This window comes from Myxacorys sp., from assembly GCF_059501405.1.
The window spans coordinates 1-19976 of the sequence record NZ_JCACCM010000080.1 but is presented as its reverse complement, the minus strand read 5'-3'; the positions used below and the strand labels follow the sequence as shown (position 1 = coordinate 19976).

The window sequence follows — 19976 nt, the reverse complement described above, 5'->3', positions numbered from 1 at the left end:
AAGATGATATACTAGTTAAGCAGATGATTCGGCTCAGTAGCTCAGTGGTTAGAGCAGGGGACTCATAAGCCCAAGGTCGCAGGTTCAAATCCCGCCTGAGCCATCGTTTCAGCTTTCGTAGGTGATGATTAGAGGGGTCATTGACCCCCTTTTTTAGGTCAAAATTCTGGAATTTCAATCATCGGTTTTCTTGCGGCATAGTGCCGATAAATCACATCTGGTGAGTTGCCGACCAGCGCCGCGACATCTTTGACCTCAATGCCTGCTTCTAATGCCAGCGTGATGAACGTGTGACGGCAGTGCTTCAGCGGTAAGTATTCTCGAACCTGTCCCTCATCCACTAATTCTTCTACCACGGGCCTCCAGATGCGATTGAGCAGATTATGCGAGTCCATCGCACAGCCTTTCGGTGAGAGAAAGACGAATGAATCGACTCGTTCGAGGCGTTGCAGCACTGTTCTGAGACGAGCATTACAGGGAAAGTCGCGCTGTCGATGCGTTTTGATATCTCCCAGAATGCGAGTATCGGACGGCAACGCCTCACAAAACCTGACACTAGAGCCGTCCGTTGACACATTCTTCCAGTGCAGTGCATTCGCTTCTTCCAATCGGCAGCCGCTCCAAAACAGGAATTGGAGGTAAGGCAGATAGAAGGAGTGAGGCACACGGGGGGAGGGATGGACATACAAATCCTTGGCAACTGCATTCAAGATGCAATCTCGCTCACCAGCGGTAAAGGCTCGCCGGTCTTGTTTCGATTGTTTGCGAAAGTCCTTGTCAAGTCCCTCAAACGGGTTAGAGGGGATATGGCGCGAACGCACCGCCCAATCGCAGCAGGCAGAGAACTGTTGCAACATCCGTCGGCACGTCTCAGGCGAGTAGCGAGCCATCATCCACCCTCTCACGGCGATCTCATCCTCTAGCTCTGGCATGGCCGCAACCCGCTTAGAGATTTTGCCGTAATCCCGCTTGATGGTGGACTTTTCAAGCTGGAAGGCTTGGAAGTGGGAGTAGGCTACCCACAACTGAAGCAACTTATAGGAGCTAACGCTATGCCGACGCAGGGCCATGCTTACCCCTATCTCTTGACCTTCTGCAAGTCTGCTAAGGAAAAGGTTTGAGCCAGTAGCCAAGTCGCATTGGTCACTGTGGCTACCCCGTCGTAAATGCCTTCGATTTTGAGATGGAGCCGTCCACAGAGTTTCTTTAATGGTTCATCGGTGCCGCAATAGTGAGCCACATCGCCTACTTGTAGAGATGTCAATAAAGGGTCAGAGCTAGGCGATTGGGCTGTCAATAAAGGGTCAATCCCCCCGTTTTCGGTGTGACAGTTTGCGCCAACTCGCGCCAACAACGGATCATGCTGTTGGCACACGGTATCACGCTCACTGTCTACGTCACAGCTTTGCGCCAACAACTTAGAACTTTTTTCAAAAAGGTGATCATTTGCCAGAAAGTGATCACCTTTCTCTGGCAAAGAATTTTCTTCTACCTCTGCTTCGTGATCACTTTTGGGTGAATTGATCACTTTTAAACCTAGATCACTATCTTTTATATTTTGTTGGCGCAAGCTTGTATCGTTTGCTCTGTCTGGGTTCTGGTGTGCCAACAGCCCGTCTAGCTGTTGGCACAAGTTGGCGCTACGGCGGTATTGTGCCAGTTGGCGACCTTTCCCCCCCTGTTTTTCGACCATATCCTCTCGCTGAAGTCTGTAGAGAATTGTGCTAACTGACCCGGCATTGAATCCAAGCGCTTGCGAAAGTTCGGGAATCGTAGCCTGTCCCACTAAATTGAAATGATCAAGAATCTGTTGCTTCATGTCGCCATCGACACGTGGGTTCCAATTGCCCAGTAAGCGCCATTCCAGCGTGTCCGGGTTGATTTGCACCTTCAAGTCGAGTTGATCCGTCCATCCGTTCTCGCTGATGAGGCGATAGTTGCGCTCGTCGGGAATCATCACCATTGCGCCCCGGCACGTGGAACGAATCGAAGAATTCCCTCTCAGCATGTTGAATGGGTCTTGCCCTTCCTCAATTACGGCCTTTGAGACGTGGTGAGTCACGAGAACGCAGATGTTCATATCCCGTGCCATCTTCTGCAAGGGTTCGAGAATGCGGCCCATCTCAGAACTAGATTCTTTCACGCTGTCATCCCGAACCCGGCTGAGGGTGTCGAGAACGAGTAGCCTGACATCGCCGATTTCTTCGATCAGTTCTCCCAGGTCGTTTAGCTCAGAGAGTTTAACTTCGTTGAACCAGTACACCGGCAAGTCATAGCCCCATTGCTCCCAACCCTGTGCGGTCTGTCTGTATTTGACTTTGGTTTCGCCGTCCTCACAATTGACATACACAACTGAGCCTTGCGTCACGGGTCGGTCGAGAAAGTTGCCGCCGGTGGCGATCGCCTTCGCCAACGTGAGGCAAAAGAGCGATTTTCCCGTCCTGGGAGGTGTGCCGAGAATGAAGAGTTCATTCGGTGTCAGCAGGTCAGGCACCAGCCAGTCGATGTAATCTGCGGCTCGCTCAATCAGGTCACGGTTCTTGACCATCCTCTCTCTGAGCGGGTTGACGCGTGATTTCTGCTCTTTCAGTTGAGGCGTTGCAGCTGCCGCAGCTGCCCTCTTGAAGTCCTCCACTCCAGAGCCAGCATCGATGGCGTTTGACACGTCCCATCCTTTCACGTCGCAATCATCCGGCATGGGGACTAGAGCGATTTTGGCTCGATTGCCTAATGCTTTCGCCAGTTTGAGCGCTCCCACTTCACCAGGCCGCTCGCCGTTGGGCAATGGTTTGTCGTTGCGATCGTAGAAGATGACCACTTCACCGGGTAGCAGGTCAAGTTGCTCTTGGGTTGGGATGTTACCAGCACCGCTGGTGAATGAAGCACAGGCAATCGGTGCATCTGCTTGCCTCAGCAAGTCCCCTAAGCGAATGGCGTCCCATTCTCCTTCACAGAGGTAGGTTGTTTTGGCTTCAACCGGCAACCAGGTGAACCACACGCTATTAGGAATGCCGTATTGAGACCAGGGCTTATATCCTTCTGGCTGCTGCTCTGCTGAGAGCCAGGGGGCGAGTCGTTTCTTCTGGTAGAACTGTGTGCCGTCGCCGTTGGCTGGAATTGGAATGGTGATGGATGGGAGGTGCTGACCGTTGTTCACCTTGGCTCTGGAGATGCCGATGCGATGCCGCTCGATGAGTCCCTCATGGATGCCGCGATCGTGGAGCCACTGCTTCGCAGGGCCGTTTGATTGCAGCAAGCGATCGCAGGCATCCTTCACTTTTTGGGGTGAGACAGTGATGTTTGCCGTGGGCTTGGCAATCGCTGTCGGAACGATGCGTTCCTTCTCAGTTCCTAACGCTTCTCGAATCTGTTGCGGTGAACATCCCCTATGACATTTATAAGCGCCGTTGGTGTTGGGCACGAGGGAGAGGTTTAACTTACTGTCATTCCCTTTCGAGAGAATGCAAGAGGGACATTCTGCTCGACCTTTAGCGTTGAATTGAACGTGATTGCGAATGTCGAAGATGGAGGCTACCATTGGTTTAATTGCATACGGGTACGTGGTTTCACCGTTGTACTGATGGGCACATCATGAAACCGTGGTCGAAGATTGGAGCTTTCGAGCATCTAAAAAAAGGGGGAGGAGTGCTGATGACACTCTTTCCCCTCTTGCGTTTTAGGTGGGACTCACCTTAAACATTCCATGCGGCTGATCTGTCTCAATATCAGGCTCTAGCGATTGCAGTTCTTGTCTCAACTCCTTTCGCAGATGATTGGATGTCTTTTTGCAAATCTCCTCAATCGCTTCTTCTCTTGTCTTGGCAAAGCCGATCGCCGTGCCGTGTTCCACCACGGTGTCAGAAATTGTCCAGATGAATAGTTTCATAGGTCATGCAAGTTTGAATCGTTTGTAGGTGTTGCACAGCGGACAAATGCGCCGGCTGTTTTTCTGGAGTTTGATCGCCCGCTCTAGCTTGTGGCCTTCGTTTGGGAACAGCGGAATGCAGTACATATCGATACCGGCTGCCAGGGCAGCGCGAATGAGTGGTGAGCCGCGACCGGAGATGTGTTCTTGGTGTCGTCGTTTGAGATCATTAGTGGAACCCAAGTAGTGTTGTGCCCTACCGCGATAGGGCTTGACAAAGTGGTACAGGTAAACCATCGTTTTGAAATGTATATGTGTAGCGCGATCGCTCTGCTGGAACGGATGCGATCGCGTTTTTATTCGGGACTGTCGGCAGTCAAGGCATCTTCAACGGATTGCTTTAGCTGTTGGGCAATCTCTGTGGCGTGGTCAGGACTGCGGGATAAAGTCTGGATGATGACGGCGAGGGTGGTTCCTATATAAATGGCGTCGTCACACTCTTCAATGCCAATGGAAATCGTGATTTTCATTTATTCGTCGTCCAAGTGAGCGGCGATCGCTTTGAGCAATTTGATTCGACCGAGGTAGGAGAGACGATTCACAGAGGCAGCGAGCGCGATGGGAATCGGGAGATGTCCATCGGCCTCGTCTTGGGCAAGTTCAAAGAGCAGTTTCCATAGCTGACCTTCGCTTAGGTTTTGAAGGTTGGAGCCGTACTCTTCGGTGATCACGTCGAGGATGGCTGAGTCTTTGGCTAGGTTGTTCCGTCGATCTGTAGAACGGATCTTGTCGTGCAGTTGGTCGTGTCTGGCTTGCATGGTGTAACTGTCACCTGTAGTAATGGTTCTAGAAAGAAATAGGGTTAAACGGTACCGAATAGACGTGATACATGGATGATTAAGAGGAGCGAGGGAGACGCCAATCTAGCCCCCGCTCTTGTCCTGTAGCCTCGGTACCGTGAGAACGGTTCCTTTTATAGGTTCCGTTGCAACGGTACCGGTAAGAGTATACTATGTCAGAAAGAAGTGAAAGGGAACCGTTAACCCCAGTGACCTTACGAAAGCGTGCCAACAAAACTCAACGGCAGGTGGCTGAAGCGATAGGCAGAAAAGTCACCACCATCAGTGATTGGGAACGAGGTAAAACTAGACCTCATCTCAGTTTCTCTGAGGTTAAAAGGCTGATGGAATTGTTGGAATGCAATATCGATGAGCTTATTGAGGCTTTCGAGCAAAACGCACCAAAAGAAAACGCTGAAGCATGACCCATATGCTTCAGCGTTTATACGACTCTTTAAATTCAGGAGGTGATGAAAGCCGAGTCTCCTCGGCTTGAACAATCTAAAAGGGTTCTACCCCCAAGCAGCTTACCCTTTTAGTTTTGATATAGCCCGTTCATCGGGTGAAATTCTTTCCCTGCTTCTTTAGTTGCTTCAATTCTTTGCAAACGGGCCACGTGATGCACCCTAAAACAAGTAACTCAATAGCCAATGTTGGTGGAAAAAGTGAACCAATAACCAAAAACCATCGGGTATTTCCTCGATATCCCATCTTGGAAAACCAACCCCACCAAATCAAGCCCCAGATAACCAACGTAATCAGAAACGCTACTGGGTCAACACCTGAGAAGCCATAGCTGTACATATCGTTCCTCTTTTAGACTGTCAGCTTCTAGAATTCCCAGTTTTGCTATGCCGGGGTGAGGAGTTGCTTGATAGTTTGGGGGCACAAAACAAAAGCGCTGAAGCCTGACCCAACATACTTCAGCATCAACTCGATTTTGTCACTAGGAGAGTAAGCGCAATGACCTAAAAACAAGAGCCGAGCGGAAGGGCAAGCTTCCCCCGGCAGCGCTCCGTAGTTCAGTTACCACTACAGAGATTTAGATTATGCCTGTTCTATTTGCAAAAGTTTCAACAAAAGAGCGATCGCACCCTGGTAGCAGTGCGATCGCTCTTTTTCGTTCATTTATCACTACTGCCATCATGCCAAACATTGATAAGCACAGATCGCCGCCACAGTATCAGTGGCAAGCGCCACGCCCTTACAACTTCCCCACCTATCACCATGAGGGGAAGGACTACCACGTAATCCCTACCGAAGTGTTTAACCAGATGCAAGCCGAGAAGATTGATCGAACCTGGTTAGCGATTGGAGTTTGCGGCATCGTGATCGCCGGCATCACAGCCGCCATCACGAGCAAGATATCGGCCCCCGCTCCGATGGTCGTCGAAAAGCCGACGATCGTAGAAAAGCAGGTCGTCGTTCCCACAAATTGCATTTTGTTCTGTAAATAAGAGGTAATTCAATGAGATTAGGTCAATCCAGAAATGCTACTGCAAACAAGCTTGGGGGCATGACTCCCAGCGATGTGATGCAAGTTGCCGGGGGCGCTCCAACTCCTTGGAATCCTGGAGACAATAGCGAGATTAGAACCGAGCAAGTCATTTCCAAGCATCAAAACTTCTCAAAAAAAGAGGTTGATCAGCTGAGAGTGAAAGCCGCAACTCGCAAGCGTCAATCGAAGAACAACGCTAAAGCCTACACCGCTCTGAAAACGATCGAGACTGCTGACACTCGCGATCAAGTTGCCTTCAGAGGCTACCAGACCGGCGTGGCTCGCGCTGTGGCCGCGAAAAAGGGGGCCGATGTGAACAAAGCGAAAACGCTCGCCGGCCTCACTCCGGTCTATGCAGGGATGGGCTACTCATTAGGTGCTGCTCAGGATGAAGCGACGGTAAGAGTGGCTGAATTAAGAGAACTGCACACGGACGTGAACAAGCGTTGGAGCTAATTTTTAGGAGAATCTAAACATGTTTAAGATGGCTAGACTTTTAACCTTTGGGGGTTTGGGTCTAGCCATTAGCTCTTTTTTGGGGCTAATGGCTAGGCAGTTGCCTCCACTCAGTGCTGGCATGTGGACGATCTTTTTGATTCTCGCGGCCATCGTATTTGTGGCCTATTTTGCCGGCCCATTGCTAGATGCTTATTTCGGATGGCAAGAAGACACCACGCTAGGAATAGCGATCGGCATTGCTGGAACGTACATTCTAGGGGGGGCGATCGGATGGCTAATTTCCTGAAATGGTTGCCTCAAGAGAACTACGGGAAGCAATGGGCCGTAGCGTTTGGTTTGGGTTGCTTCACGTGGATCTCATCTGTTTGCTTTGTTGCATATCTAGCGCCCCCATTGCGACTGCTCACAATGTTTATCCCGCTGGTGTTTTTCCTCGTGGCCGTAACACTTCTCCCAAAATGGCAGAAAGAAGGCCGGCGCAATGATTTGGTTGATTCACTGAAAGAGCGGGAATGGAATAGTCAAGTGATGGGCCGGCATCAAGTCAACATGGTCGCGATCAGTGTGGACTATGACCAAGAGTTGAAAGCGCTTGCTGATCTGTACGCGACACCAACCCCAGACGAACCGGCGAGCGGTCGTTACTCTACCCCACATGCAGGATTGCCGATCGCAGATCAAGCCAATTCTCTTCTGAGAATTCAGCAGGAAGTGATGCAATGTTGCGGGGATGTGGGATGGGCTTTGTGTGAATATCTCACGGGAAAAGGGGGGCAATACTGCGATTCAGACGGATGGATTTCTGTCGAGAAACTTAGGAGTAATTGGGGGAAGAATTTCGGCCTTAAAACTGAAAATATCAAACAATTGCTGATCGCAATTAGTAATATCGGCCTAGGTGAATGGAAGGATTCAAGTTTGAAGGAATGGAGGTTATTACTAACAGTTTGATTGTTTGATTTCGGTGTATCGGTGTTTCGGTCTCCGCTCGGTGTTCCCTAGGCGTCTTGGGGGCCGAAGCTCACACCGAGCCTTAGACCGAACCGACGCCGAAACTGACGCCGAAAATTAGCAGGCTCTACAAACATGCAACGATTGCAACAGGAAATCATTCAATTAGCTATGGCGATATTAAACTACACCACCAAAATTGACCCAATCAAAACAGTGGGAGAAATTCAGTCCGTTTTAGCCAAACATGGAGCGCAAAACGTCTCTGTTGACTTCGTTGATTCGTTGCCTGTAGCTGTAACGTTTCTAATTAAGTTGAATGACGAATTTATTAGTTTTCGCTTGCCTAGCAATCACGACGGGGTTTACAAAACGCTCTAGAGAGACAAAAACATTGATAGTCGCTACAAGACGCAGGAGCAAGCTAGGCGGGTTGCATGGCGCATTGTCAAAGATTGGGTTGAGGCACAAATGGCGATTATTCAAGCCGGTATCGCCACATTGCCCCAAGTGTTTCTGCCCTATGCGGTCACATCCACTGGTCAGACGGTCTATGAATCAGTCAGTCAGAACGGGATAAAGTTTTTAGCTGGTGGAAGTCCTTGACCTCCTGCAGTGTAGAGCAGGCAACCAGAGCCAGCTTACTTGTTGCATTAAAAGGGCGATCGCTGGGTTCACACGAGAGAATAAACAGAAACATTCCGCCTAATTCCCCAACTTGGGATGTTAGACCGACACATTTCTGCCTCATCACCCATCTGAGGATCTTAGATGGACAGAAATCTGCATAACTCCGCTAATTCGGGATCTTAGGCGGAAAAAGTCAGTCTAAATAAGAGTTCGACCGCCCTCTGCTGCTGCGTCCCCAAAGCGGTTAAACTCTGATGTATGTCTAGCAAAATTAATACATCTCCACGCAAACTTGGTGAATGTTTATATCCGGCTAAGTTCGGTAATTTTTGCCATCGTCCCGGCATAGCTGAGCTGGGAGGATTGTGTTACTGGCATAGCCCATGCCCTAAAACACGCGAGAAATTTATTGAGGAACATGAGACTGGCGGCTCTTTTGAAGGTGTAGTGATAGAAGGGATTAATTTATCCAACTTGAATCTGCATTGTGCTGAGTTTAGAGGCTTTACGGCTCATCTTTGCACATTTGATAATAGTGATTTGAGTCGCTCGTTCATGGATATGGCAATCTTTACAGGATGTAATTTCATGCACACGGACTTGAATGTGATTCAAGTCCGTGTGCATGAAATTTATCAGTTGCATTTTATATGGAGCAAACTTGGAGGGAGCAGGTTTACAGAGTGCTGATTTATCTAACTCTTCTTTCGATAAAGCCAATCTAAAAAACTCACACATTGGTCTTGGCGGCATGATACTTTTTCCCGGCACTGGGAATGTAGAACAATATCGCACATGCATTGAAGGTGCAAGTTTTCAAGGTGCTGACTTTCGAGGCATACACCTTGATGCAATTTACCGGACTGCCCCAAATCTTCAGGAACCATTAAAGCGGGTTTGGATGCACGAAATTGAAAGCCAGTTGGAAGTTGCTAACACGGCTGTCACCAACGACGAGAAGAAGAAGTCGTTAGAGACCCTGACGGAAATGATTATTGGCAGAATTCCAAACTTGACCGTCCGTAATAGGGATAGGCGCAGATTAACAGACGAAATAGACCTGATCGTGATGAATAAAAGTTTGGCTCTCTTGACTGCGGGACTTGGTGGCCCCATATTCGTGGAATGTAAAAATGAAAATAAGCCTGTTGGGTCAGGCACCGTCAAAAAACTTGCTGGAACAATTCCTCATGGCGGTATCGGCTTAATTGTTACTACTCGAACTATGAGCAAAGATGCCCAACAAGAAATGCGATTACAAATGTTATCTAACGCTTCAAGAGGGCTTAGATTGGCATTTTGGGATAGTAAAGATTTAGAAGATATAGTCAAAGGCGAGGAACCCGAAGACAGACTTATAGAACGCTACTATCATGTCCTAAGTCTATGACAGACTGACGGGCGGTCGAACAAGGCGCTGCACCCGACCGCCTACAGCCTGCGGTTTGGTCGTTCCTCCCGTCGCTCCGGCTTCCGGCGGCGGGTGAGCTTAGTTATTATCAAAATCATTTCCTCAAGATTTGGGACTTCTGCTATTTCATGCGGGTTTCAATAGGGACTTCTGCGGCTTCCCGCAGCGCCAACCTCATACAAAACTTCTTGACCTTCTGCGTCGCAACGCAGAAGTTCCAAATCTTGAGAAAATGAATTTGACAACGATCGCAATCAACGGCGACCTATACCCTCGTATCCATGCCAAGCAATTGTCGCTCGTCCGGCTCAGAGGCTATGTTAAGTGACGCTGCCCGCACTGCCCTTACCCACTTCATAACGAAGTTCAGCCATACCCGTGCCGATTTGGCGAACCGACATCAGACGTAGGGTTGGGCTCAGAACTCGGCGCGGGAACAGTTGCTTACCTCTGCCCAGGGTAACTGACACAATCTGGACGATTAGCTCATCCAAAAGCTCGGCATCATGGAACTGCCCTGCCAAGTCGCCGCCTCCCACAATCCAGATGTTCTTGCCCTCCGCCGCCGCCCGCATTTCAAGGTGAACTTGGCGCACATCCCCTTTTACAAATCGGATGTCTACACCCTCGATTACCGGGAGACTGCGACTGGTGAATACCCAGACAGGCTGAGTGTACGGCCACGATGAGCCGGTCTCGGCCGCCACCTGATCGGCGTTGCGCACCATCCACTCGTAGGTGGCCGACCCCATGGCCAATGCACCTACCTCAGCGATGAACTCTGAGTAGCTGGAGTCATTCAGGTTGTCAAGCGGAAACAGCCAGTCCAACGAATCATCTTCGGTAGCAATGAACCCGTCAAGGCTTGTGGCTGTATAGTACTGGGTCTTCATAACTGTTTTCGCTTCCAAGGCCTGATTGCGACCGCCTAACGTTCGCGCTCACCGGACGCAAATAACCTTTGCAACTGACCGACCAGATCATAACGTTCCGGTGCAGCGCGATTGTTATACGGCAGGTTTTGACGAGCAAAACCTACTGGCAAAGTACGAACTTCCCGTTACCAAGAATGCCGAATCTTTTTCCTGGACGATCTGTGCAAAGAGGATCTATGCTCCACTGTCGCGCGACTTTGATAGTTTCTACAGCCTTAGGGCTATCTCCTCTACAACCGATAAAGAGGTCTGTTTCTCCATCACTATCTTCTTCCCAGTTCTCCCAATCTTCTTCTGTCCAATTTTCAAGTTCTCTGACACGCGCCCAATCCATAAACTGTTCCGCTTCTGTTGGTTCTCCGAAATTGCGTAGAAACTGCGACGAAAGATCATACACGAAAGACCGAATTAACTGTCCGTTCCTAGCCAGCATCCAAGCAGTTGTGCCACAGAAATACTCAGTATCAAATTCAAATAACTGTGCTTCACCAAACTGCTGACTCAACTTGCAGATCAGACTCTCTCTTGCCTGCACACAAAGTTCGCGGACACCTGATGTAATTTCAACATCATCAGGAGCAACAAACTCCCATTTGTATGGAACAACAACCCAAGTATCTTGAGAAACGTACAAGAAAGTATTAGCTGTTGTTTGTCGCTTTCCATTTATCTTTTCGGAGGCATCTTGCCATCTTCCTTGCCGAATCGCTTCTAGCTCCAATATCTCTACAACAGCATTAATATCCGTTGTTCTAACTGTGAGCCAAGAAATCTCAGCCTGAACATCTAAGTCATCATCGGACATACTCATAATCTCAATTCTTGCTTTTTGCAATTAGGAAGGCATCTCGCTATGTTTTCGCCCTTGGAGTACCCAGGAAAGCAAGGTTAGATTTCTTCCTCAAGCGCTATATCTATGCCGTATAACTCTTGTTTAGACTGACTTTTTCCGCCTAAGATCCCAAATTAGCGTAGTTATGCAGATTTCTGTCCATCTAAGATCCCCAAATAGATGATTAGGCAGAAATTTGTCGGTCTAAGATCCCAAATGGGGGAATTAGGCGGAATGTTTCTGCCTATTCTCTCACGTGAACCGAGCGATCGGCCTTTTAATGCAACAAGTAATCTTGCTCTGGTTGTCTGCTCTACAATGCAGAAGTCCCAAATCTTGAGAAAATGAATTTGACAATAGTTAAAGTGAGCGGCGGCAGATACGACCGAAACGGACCGAGAAGACTTTATACTGTCAGCTCCACTGCGTTGTTAGATCGTGCCTTAACGGAGAGACTTTCAACTACTCGATCACCTTGATAGTGACGCTACCATCAAGCCTCATTTCCGATTGAAGTTCACCTCGTGGTACAGGCTTTATAAGGTGGAATCAACTTCTCATGCACCCAAATGACTCGCTTACCTGCCAAGTGCTTCCCAATCTTAATCTCAAGCGTTTCCCCCTTCGGATTTTGTGTCGTGCTACGCTCGTACACATCCGAGAGTGCAAAACGGGTGTCCAGCGGCTTATCCTCGGTACAACGGTAGCGCCAGCCATTCTTGATCAGCTCCGTTTGGTAAAACTGCTGAACGCGATCGGCTGCTCCTGGATCAATGTCAAATTGGATGATCCGCTCGACCTCGGTGGATGGCTGGAACACCTTAAGGGAAGTTGCCCCTGCCAGGATGGGCGGTTGCATACGAAATCGCCAGCGCCACAACGATTCATTCGATAGGACAATGATACCTAGTCCAATCGCACTAAGGCACACCAGGCTAACGACTCCAATCCAGGGCTTACAGAACCACATCTGTTTCATAGCGAGTGTAGGCTAACGATCGCACTAATACATTCATCAGTACTTTCGTCCTTTCCAGATCGTTGAAATTAGAATTTCTGGCAAAGGCTAACTATTATTTAGACTGAAACTCTCTGCTTTTGATGCGATCTCCCTGCTTACCCTTGGTCGATTAGCTGCCAAATATCCTTCATCACAACGCCCTGCTTGCGCTCCCCAAAAAAACATTATGTTTTTTCATTATGTTATTTCCCCTAACGTAAGCAAGAGAGAGAACCTGAAATTACTTGCCTTGCGGCACTGCGCTGAATAACTCTGATCACGCTAAAAGCCATGAAAGTACCGTATAGAAACGCTTCAAGTACTGCTTCAGCCTAAGATGGAGCAGCATAACGGCTCGCTTGAGCGGCTGTCGAAGACTTTGAACTCATTACCAGCAGATTCCTTCAGTCCGCTCCGAGCGAATTGTTATACAGCGTGTGCTCTCCTCATCTATGAAAGGTTAGATGGTTGCCGTCCACCTAATCGTTGCTCTGATGCAGGAGGCAAAATATTAACAGAAATAGTGGCATAAGGATTTTGTAACTGGCCACCGATCATGAATCGGATAAAATCTCCTAATCCTTCAACTAAACGAGCACGACGTAACTCTCCACAGTCAACAGAAGCAAATCCGATATCCTTGGCTAGTTGCATGACCGTTTTACGAGCTTCAGCATCGTCAGCACAAACAAAGACAGAGACTTGATAATCTTTGAGCGGGCTAGGTGCAAGTTCAAAAATTTCCTGAGCCATTGTATTGAAGGCTTTTACAACCCTTGCATTTGGAACTTCTGACGCTAATTTTTCGGCAAGTGACTGCACAATCGGTGAAAACTCGAACCCCTCTGGAATCTCAAAGTTATTGCAGTCAATTAAGATTTTGCCAGATAGCACTTCAACTGAATTAAGCACCTCAGCAGGATTTACACCTCGCGCTGTATATAGCAGGACATCACCAAAAATTGCTGCTTCATCGTTTGTGCCACCCTGCGTTCCACGCTCAACAAATGCAGCTACTGACTGCCCCTTCTCTTTCGTCCGAGCACCAAAGAAAACTTCGTGACCTTGTGCCGCCCAAAGCAGCCCTAGAGAACGTCCCATGTTCCCACTGCCAATAACTCCAATCTTCATCGTTTAAGCAACTCCCTTTCTTTTCAGGATCACTATATCAGGTGCAATTAGAACCACTCCTTACCTAACCGGAGATTACTTGACTCTCAACACTAACAAGCTTGATCCAACGGCTGCCCTAACTAATACCTGAAGCTGTATAACTATTATTTAGACTGACTTTTTCCGCCTAAGATCCCAAATTAGCGCAGTTATGCAGATTTCTGTCCATCTAAGATCCCCAAATAGGTGATTAGGCAGAAATTTGTCGGTCTAACATCCCCAATGGGGGAATTAGGCGGAATGTTTCTGCCTATTCTCTCGTGTGAACCCAGCGATCGCCCTTTTAATGCAACAAATAAGCTGGCTCTGGTTGCCTGCTCACAACCACAATTCACCGATTTAATTGGTGATTAACTGCTGAAGACCGCAGTTAACCAGGGGAAAACCCGCATTCTCTCGTGAAGCTAGACACTGGTTGTCTACGAGAGAATGCGGGTTTCAGACTATAACCGAACGGTTATATAGTCCAAATCTAGTCCTGTTGCTTCATTGGCCCAATATCAACCAAATTTAAGCCAGTAGAGGAAATTACATCATCAAGAGCTTGCACTGCTGGGGATGGGGTGCCATCTCCTACGATGGCAATATTTCTGCGGATCTCTAGCTCAAGTAGCTGTAGAGCGATCGCGGTTGATAACCGGCCCATCATGCCAGCTTCTACAAGCCACATTCTCACCAGACCTTGACTCGCTAAAATCTCACGTTCAAAATTCTCAGTCATCGCCTGCGCTCAAACTCCAAATGCTTGGCTAGAAATTGTTCCAGGTCAGACAATCTAGAGATAACCTCTTGATGGGTTTTGTCTGTGCGCTCTCGGACATGGACTGCCATATCGCGAGCGCCATTGATGCCTAACATCAATTTATCGTCGAAGTGGCCCATTTCAGAGCTACGCAATTCTAAATCATGTTGCACCTTCAGAATTAACTCTCTTAGCTCAGTTTTCATTGCTGCCAATTCACGAGCGATTGCAGCGTCCTGATGCTTCAGAGCTAGTTTGAGGTTTGACACTGTGGCTGACACTTTCCAAACGATTGAACCAATCGTAATAAAAAACGACAGAACCGCGATGAATAGGCCGATAGTTTCAGCTTTGATCATTGCCCGTCTTCTCCAGCTCCTCAAGGAAGGAGCGCAAAGCACCGGCGATCGGCTCACGGGTATTAATTGCCCCGATTGCTACTTGAAACGCGAAATTGGCTAATTTAGCCTTGAAAGCTTTTGAGATTTTCATGAAACGTCACACAAAATAACCAAACAAGCGCATTTCATTAATCGAAACGTAATTGTCACCAGAATCACCAAACACAAAGGTATAAGCGTTTGAGGGAGTGTCTAATGTCAGAACATTAGAGAGGTCAAGCGTTTGCAGATTTGTTGTATTTGCTAGGGTGGAGCTGAAGAGAGGGGAAGCCGCATCACTGGTGACAAAACCCGAATAGATTTTGAACGTTCTAGGGACGTTATAAGCTCCGTTGAATTGTCCTAAGTACAATTCCAATCTGTTGATGAAAGCTGAACTGGTAAGCGAGATGTGAATGAAGACCTTACCCGCATTCGCCATCATGCCATCACTAAAATTACCATCAATAATTTTCAGCATATCGCTACCACTGAAGTAATAGGAGTAGCTGTTATTGTTGGCCGGTGAGTAAGAAAGCAAACTGAAGATCGTACGATCGCGATTGTTAGCAGTGTCCTGCAAAATTCCCTTGATTCTTAGGGCTTCTAGTATTTCAGTTACTTTGCTAATTAGGGCCGATAGAGTGGCATCAGTCGCAGGATTATCAACGCTTAGAGGTGGAGAATCTGCCGGGGGTGGATTGGAAGATTGATTTGCACTCCGGATCAAAGGCATTATACAAACTCTCTTACTAGCGCATTGCCGTTTACTGCTGACCAAATCCCTGAGATTGCACCTGTATAACCATAGGGAACCTCAAAGTAATCATTACTGAACAGTTGCAAACTAAAAGCCGCTGTAGTGACTGTTGCGGCAAAATCAATCGATAGCGTAGCTGTTGAGTTGTTTGTGATTGTTGCACCCTTACGCGATCCATTAGCAGCAAGAATAGAGACTGCCGTTGTGGACGCTCCAACGGTCGAAACGTTTACGGTCGAAGAAGTGGGAGGTGATAGAGGCACGCTTGAACGAACTAAAGGCATAGTAGAAACCTCAATGGTAATATTCCAGAAATCGAAGAAATCAGGGGAACTTCTTAGAGCTAAACCGCGATTGCTAATGAATGCAGGCGTTTCAAACTCTAAGACTCGATTGAAAGATGAAGCGATAATGCGACGCTCATCATAAATGTCAATGCTGTCAGGAACACTATCTAAATCAATTTGAGCAATCCATATCGGCTGATTTAGTAACGTTCCTCTAACATCTCCCACACCAAAATTAATACGAAAATACCCCAAATCTGCATCGATATTAGGGGTGAATGTCCATTCACGATTGACATCAATTGAGGCAACATTAGACCATGCCATTAGAGCAAATATTGAACGATAGATTGAATGTCGTTAAGCTGAGAAGCTACACGCGGTTGGTAATCTGTAGTCCAGATTTTAACGTTGCACTTAGTTACTTTTGAGTATGGTTGCAAAGCAATTCTATAGAAGTCAGAGACACCCGAAAATTGCAATAAATTAAGCCCTTCAGCCATGTCGGTTGGTTGCGCTCTAACAAAACCGAATCCATGAATGAAGGGTAAAAACCAAACTTTTCCAATAGAAGATCGATCATCTCCGATAGAGTCAAGTTTCATGAGGAGAAACGTATCCGCCCAAAATACTGGGATTTCAAAGTAGTTAGATTTCCTAAAGTCAATCTCCCTACCATAGATAAACGTTTCTCTCATGAATTAACCTTACTTGCTTGCAGTCACAGGATAGGAGCGGCCATCACGAGAAACAAAGCGATCCGGCTTGTTTTTGCTGGCTTTCTTCAGAAAGGCAACAATCATCGCGTTAGTTGCACCATTGGGGACAGGGATTGAGCGGTACTTCTGTACTGTCACCTGTTTACCAGCGGCGTTTTTCTTCTTGGTCGGTTTCCCAATGGGCACCTTGATCGAGCCTGCACCAATAGAACCCCTGATTAATCCACCCGTGATTTTTTTGCCGTTCTGAGTCCGATCCTTCGCTTTGGGTGCTGCCACCGCTTTGAAGCCAAATAGATCAGCCACCGTCTTGGGCATGTAGGAATACAGGGTAACTGTCTGATTTCCTACTTTTTTGCTACCAATTGCCACCGTTACCCGTGGCCCAATTGCGGCCCGTTTTGTTGCCATTGTTCAATTACCTCTTAGTGGTTTGCTCCTGAGATAGGTTTAGAGGTAGTCAAGCGCTGATGTAACGATGTTTCCATCGGCGTTGATCGTTTGAGTAATCGGCATTGCAGCGGCGATCGTAATCGTGCCTGCCTCGCTGGATGACTCGATTTGGATGAAATTGCTCTGATCTTCTACCGGCTGTACTGCTTTCTCAGCAGCGCTCAGCAATTGTGCAACCTGCACTAGAGCGGCCATACAATTGGTGGCTGTCACATCGCCGCCGGCTGTGAACGTGGCATAGCTGCCACCGAGATAGTCCTTTGGTGCATAAGCGATAGAACCGTCTGATCCTACGCTCACCTCTACCGGCAAGGTGGCCGCGATGTTTGCAGTGCCATCATCGCTTGAGAATGTGATGCTGATATTGTTCTTAGGAGTGATGCCCGGATTTGCGCCGTTTCTTGCTTTCTCAGCAGCATCTAACAATAGCGCTGCTTCTAAGACTGCACCTGGTTTGTTGTCAGCTTTGAGGCTCGATCCGGTCGTGGTGATTGTAGACATAAATTACCCGTGATGAGAGAGGGAGTGAGAGAGTTAAACATTGCTGAGACAAAGTTAAGCGACTCTCCCAACAATCGGCAATGGGAAACCACGTCTATTTTCTTCGCTCTAAGAGCGAAGACGAATATACCGAGATGAGGCTGAAAGGCATCCTCACAACTTACGTTTATTTACTGAGCTATTTTCTTAAATTGATAGACCATTTAGGCTCTGGATTGAGTGAACCTTGGTGGAAGAAATCGGCTCTAGTCGGCACTACACGCACCTGTTTGAGGTTCGCATCTGGATTCTCTGTAATTTTCGGTTGTATTGCTTTCCCGTTCATAGTTCTGAATTGAACAGGAATCAAGATTTTAAGCTTATTGATTACTCGTTTGCATTCAGAAGCACTTGACGCATTGACACCAAGCTTCGAGCCATCTGCTAACGTTAGGACACCTTGCCAATTGCCCTTAGTGTAAGCGGGAATGCTCGGTTTGAATCCATTGGGCCGATCATAATGTGGGATGTGCATGGTCCACCGTGACGATCCTAGTTTCCCGCTATTACGTTGCTCTGCAAACAAAATTGCTAATTGTGGCACGCTAGAGCCGCGTCTCAACTTCCACCAATCAGGCACCAGGGCGATCGGTTCTCTGCACTGCAAACTTTCAATCCTGAACAGTCTTAGAAATTGGGCCGCGATTACCTGAGATTGTTGTTTGGGCACCATCATTTCAGATTCTTGGGATTCTGCCTCACCTGTCTTGATACCCTCACTATCAAGGATGCAAGCCTTAAATATTGGCACCTTAATTTTGATCGTGTCGTTCTGTTTGTTTAGCTTGTCATGCAGGCCTTGAATACATGGATCTTCACAGTTTGGTGGCGTTTTCGTTTCTGGTTTTGGTTCTGGTTCGGGTTCTGGTTTTGTCTTCGTTTCTTCTCTTAATTGCTTGGTAGTTTTGTTCTCACTACCGATGCCCTTGGAAGTGGTGCCATTACCAGAAGATGTCTTACTAGTGGGGCCAGGGCCAGGGCCAGGACTGCCACCGGGATTAAAACTAGGGCCAGGGCCTCGACTTATGCCAGGGCCAGGAGAAGCACCAGCACTCGCACCGGCTACACTCGATCGCGGCCCTGCAAACTGACTAGGTGCCGAATTTGGCCCTACGCCGGCGCCGGTGCCTGCGCTGCCACTAAATAGGCTTGTGCCCAAATCTGACCCCATGCCACCCGGACTCTCACCAGTGCCACCGGCACCCATCCAACTAGACTCACTCGCTCCAGCGCTGCCGATGTCTCCTTGGTAATTGCTCAGCTCTGCCGGTGGTGGTAAAACCTTGAGAATTTCACCTCCGCCGATGTCCCTAAAGTTAAACGACGTAAAATGACCGTTTTTCGAGCTGTTATCGTTTGAGGTGCCGATCCCAAGAGTGGTCACTTGAAGAGTACCGCTCAAATCGAGCGTATAGACCTTTGCAACTTCTCCACCTCGCTCTTTTCTTACCTCAATTGAGACGGGTTGCCCACTGAATCGGCCTGTGATCACATTCTCGATTCGATGCTCATAACCTCCACCGATCAACAGTTGGTCATACTCCCCTGAATAGCTGAATTCATAATCATCGTAGGGATAAGACAACGTAATGCTGCCATCAGGAGGAAACCGATTGCCAGGGATGGGGTCAGCAAAATTACCATTATCCAGCGATGGTGGTTTAGAGCTGCCAAATAGGGCATCTCTTAGAGCGCTGCTCAATTGACCGGCACCGCTCACAATGCCGTTACCAATATTCTCGACGGCAGAGTTGCGATCTTGCCCTACACCATTAAAGCGGGATGGTTTAGAAGAAATGTAATCGCTAACGATGGCATTAGCGAGGGAAACACCCAAACCAGCGGCACCCCCAGCGCTACCGGCACTCAAACCAAATCCTACACCTCCACCCAAACCGGCACCTCTGCCACCCCTACCCGTAGGGGTGGCAGAGGCTCTGCCGCTGCCCACACCTCCACCCGTTTGGGGTGTGCTAGGTTTTCCACCTGTCCCTACTCCAACGCCTGTCTTAGTTGTAGGAGGTGGCCCCGATGTAAACGGTTTGGGAGTAGGTTTGTCGATGACGGTCGTTGATGCTTCACTCCTGGATGGGGTGCCTAGCATTCCATCACCAGAGCGGCCAACAATTTTTATCTGTGGTCCGGTGCCGCTGATCGACCGACTGAGTGAATCCAGACCGCTCGGTTTAGGGGAAACCTGCGAGCGGCCCTGATTGAGCGACGTTGGATCAACCTGCGATTTATTGTCGTAGGTTTTCCCCTTGTACTCAAAGGAAGCACCATCAGGTAAGTATTTCAGCCGTTGGCCGTTAATTGTTCCGTCCTGTTGGACGAATTGCCGCAGGCGTTCGCGCTGCTCATATTGCTTCGCGCTATCTACGGCCCATTGCGGCATGGGTGGAGGAGACAGATCCCTGAATTCCACCCGTCCATCTGCGGTTTGAGTTCTTATACCAAATCTCTAAAGTCCAGCTACAGATAGTGCTTCAAGAATTGATGCCC

General features: G+C 48.3%; 26 protein-coding genes and 1 tRNA gene. 8 read left to right on the top strand and 19 right to left on the bottom strand.

All coding sequences use genetic code 11. The features are described from left to right. The first annotated feature begins 30 nt into the window (after positions 1-30). Positions 31-103: transfer RNA gene (locus AC5I6P_RS08265), tRNA-Met, on the top strand. Between the two features lie 55 nt (positions 104-158). On the opposite strand, the gene AC5I6P_RS08260 is transcribed toward AC5I6P_RS08265, so the two are convergent. The 6 genes from AC5I6P_RS08260 to AC5I6P_RS08235 all read right to left on the bottom strand — a co-directional run bounded on the left by AC5I6P_RS08260 (position 159) and on the right by AC5I6P_RS08235 (position 4683). Then, on the bottom strand, positions 159-1070 hold the full coding sequence (locus AC5I6P_RS08260; RefSeq protein ID WP_495693273.1) for a tyrosine-type recombinase/integrase: 912 nt from the start codon (positions 1068-1070) through the stop codon (positions 159-161). Between the two features lie 8 nt (positions 1071-1078). Continuing rightward, entirely contained in the window at positions 1079-3538 is a 2460-nt protein-coding gene (locus AC5I6P_RS08255) for an AAA family ATPase (RefSeq protein WP_495693272.1), read from the bottom strand. A 138-nt stretch (positions 3539-3676) separates the two neighbouring features. Further along, complete coding sequence (locus tag AC5I6P_RS08250; RefSeq protein ID WP_495693271.1) at positions 3677-3886, bottom strand: hypothetical protein; 210 nt, start codon at positions 3884-3886, stop codon at positions 3677-3679. A gap of 3 nt (positions 3887-3889) precedes the next feature. Beyond that, positions 3890-4162 carry a GIY-YIG nuclease family protein gene (locus tag AC5I6P_RS08245; protein ID WP_495693270.1) on the bottom strand — a complete coding sequence of 91 codons (273 nt, stop codon included), beginning with the start codon at positions 4160-4162 and terminating at the stop codon, positions 3890-3892. A 59-nt stretch (positions 4163-4221) separates the two neighbouring features. After that, the gene (locus AC5I6P_RS08240) at positions 4222-4395 is read right to left on the bottom strand and encodes a hypothetical protein (protein WP_495693269.1); all 174 of its coding nucleotides are present in this window, start codon (positions 4393-4395) and stop codon (positions 4222-4224) included. Beyond that, positions 4396-4683 (bottom strand): hypothetical protein, encoded by a 288-nt coding sequence (locus AC5I6P_RS08235; RefSeq protein ID WP_495693268.1) that lies wholly within the window; start codon positions 4681-4683, stop codon positions 4396-4398. Positions 4684-4913: 230 nt separating this feature from the next. On the opposite strand from AC5I6P_RS08235, the gene AC5I6P_RS08230 reads away from it, so the two are divergent. The 7 genes from AC5I6P_RS08230 to AC5I6P_RS08200 all read left to right on the top strand — a co-directional run bounded on the left by AC5I6P_RS08230 (position 4914) and on the right by AC5I6P_RS08200 (position 9632). Beyond that, positions 4914-5129, top strand: a complete 216-nt coding sequence (locus AC5I6P_RS08230; RefSeq protein WP_495693267.1) for a helix-turn-helix domain-containing protein — start codon at positions 4914-4916, stop codon at positions 5127-5129. 624 nt (positions 5130-5753) lie between these two features. Then, entirely contained in the window at positions 5754-6161 is a 408-nt protein-coding gene (locus AC5I6P_RS08225; RefSeq protein ID WP_495693266.1) for a hypothetical protein, read from the top strand. Between the two features lie 11 nt (positions 6162-6172). After that, positions 6173-6658 (top strand): hypothetical protein, encoded by a 486-nt coding sequence (locus AC5I6P_RS08220; protein WP_495693265.1) that lies wholly within the window; start codon positions 6173-6175, stop codon positions 6656-6658. A gap of 28 nt (positions 6659-6686) precedes the next feature. Then, complete coding sequence (locus AC5I6P_RS08215) at positions 6687-6947, top strand: hypothetical protein (protein ID WP_495693264.1); 261 nt, start codon at positions 6687-6689, stop codon at positions 6945-6947. Positions 6948-7069: 122 nt separating this feature from the next. Further along, positions 7070-7612 carry a hypothetical protein gene (locus AC5I6P_RS08210; protein ID WP_495693263.1) on the top strand — a complete coding sequence of 181 codons (543 nt, stop codon included), beginning with the start codon at positions 7070-7072 and terminating at the stop codon, positions 7610-7612. A 171-nt stretch (positions 7613-7783) separates the two neighbouring features. After that, complete coding sequence (locus tag AC5I6P_RS08205; RefSeq protein ID WP_495693262.1) at positions 7784-7993, top strand: hypothetical protein; 210 nt, start codon at positions 7784-7786, stop codon at positions 7991-7993. An 874-nt stretch (positions 7994-8867) separates the two neighbouring features. Next, on the top strand, positions 8868-9632 hold the full coding sequence (locus AC5I6P_RS08200) for a pentapeptide repeat-containing protein (RefSeq protein WP_495693261.1): 765 nt from the start codon (positions 8868-8870) through the stop codon (positions 9630-9632). Between the two features lie 341 nt (positions 9633-9973). On the opposite strand, the gene AC5I6P_RS08195 is transcribed toward AC5I6P_RS08200, so the two are convergent. From AC5I6P_RS08195 to AC5I6P_RS08135, 13 genes are all read right to left on the bottom strand, one after another. Beyond that, positions 9974-10546: a dihydrofolate reductase family protein gene (locus AC5I6P_RS08195; protein ID WP_495693260.1), complete on the bottom strand. Its 573-nt coding sequence runs from the start codon at positions 10544-10546 to the stop codon at positions 9974-9976. Between the two features lie 142 nt (positions 10547-10688). Then, positions 10689-11393, bottom strand: a complete 705-nt coding sequence (locus AC5I6P_RS08190) for a hypothetical protein (protein ID WP_495693259.1) — start codon at positions 11391-11393, stop codon at positions 10689-10691. Positions 11394-11937: 544 nt separating this feature from the next. Beyond that, positions 11938-12399 carry a hypothetical protein gene (locus AC5I6P_RS08185; RefSeq protein ID WP_495693258.1) on the bottom strand — a complete coding sequence of 154 codons (462 nt, stop codon included), beginning with the start codon at positions 12397-12399 and terminating at the stop codon, positions 11938-11940. Between the two features lie 471 nt (positions 12400-12870). Continuing rightward, positions 12871-13551, bottom strand: coding sequence for an NADPH-dependent F420 reductase (locus AC5I6P_RS08180; RefSeq protein ID WP_495693257.1), 681 nt, complete (start codon positions 13549-13551; stop codon positions 12871-12873). Positions 13552-14065: 514 nt separating this feature from the next. Beyond that, the gene (locus tag AC5I6P_RS08175) at positions 14066-14314 is read right to left on the bottom strand and encodes a hypothetical protein (protein WP_495693256.1); all 249 of its coding nucleotides are present in this window, start codon (positions 14312-14314) and stop codon (positions 14066-14068) included. After that, on the bottom strand, positions 14311-14694 hold the full coding sequence (locus AC5I6P_RS08170) for a hypothetical protein (protein WP_495693255.1): 384 nt from the start codon (positions 14692-14694) through the stop codon (positions 14311-14313). The genes AC5I6P_RS08175 and AC5I6P_RS08170 overlap by 4 nt, the downstream gene beginning before the upstream one ends. Next, positions 14681-14827, bottom strand: a complete 147-nt coding sequence (locus AC5I6P_RS08165; RefSeq protein ID WP_495693254.1) for a hypothetical protein — start codon at positions 14825-14827, stop codon at positions 14681-14683. Before AC5I6P_RS08165 ends, AC5I6P_RS08170 begins: the two co-directional genes overlap by 14 nt. Before the next feature lie 6 nt (positions 14828-14833). Then, positions 14834-15451, bottom strand: coding sequence for a hypothetical protein (locus AC5I6P_RS08160; protein WP_495693253.1), 618 nt, complete (start codon positions 15449-15451; stop codon positions 14834-14836). Further along, complete coding sequence (locus AC5I6P_RS08155) at positions 15451-16089, bottom strand: hypothetical protein (protein ID WP_495693252.1); 639 nt, start codon at positions 16087-16089, stop codon at positions 15451-15453. The genes AC5I6P_RS08160 and AC5I6P_RS08155 overlap by 1 nt, the downstream gene beginning before the upstream one ends. Then, the gene (locus AC5I6P_RS08150; protein ID WP_495693251.1) at positions 16089-16460 is read right to left on the bottom strand and encodes a hypothetical protein; all 372 of its coding nucleotides are present in this window, start codon (positions 16458-16460) and stop codon (positions 16089-16091) included. The genes AC5I6P_RS08155 and AC5I6P_RS08150 overlap by 1 nt, the downstream gene beginning before the upstream one ends. 9 nt (positions 16461-16469) lie before the next feature. Further along, a complete protein-coding gene (locus tag AC5I6P_RS08145) occupies positions 16470-16892 on the bottom strand; it encodes a hypothetical protein (RefSeq protein WP_495693250.1) in 423 nt (140 codons plus the stop codon). Between the two features lie 39 nt (positions 16893-16931). Beyond that, positions 16932-17435: a hypothetical protein gene (locus tag AC5I6P_RS08140; RefSeq protein WP_495693249.1), complete on the bottom strand. Its 504-nt coding sequence runs from the start codon at positions 17433-17435 to the stop codon at positions 16932-16934. Positions 17436-17613: 178 nt separating this feature from the next. Then, the gene (locus AC5I6P_RS08135; RefSeq protein WP_495693248.1) at positions 17614-19869 is read right to left on the bottom strand and encodes a hypothetical protein; all 2256 of its coding nucleotides are present in this window, start codon (positions 19867-19869) and stop codon (positions 17614-17616) included. Positions 19870-19976 lie beyond the last annotated feature (107 nt).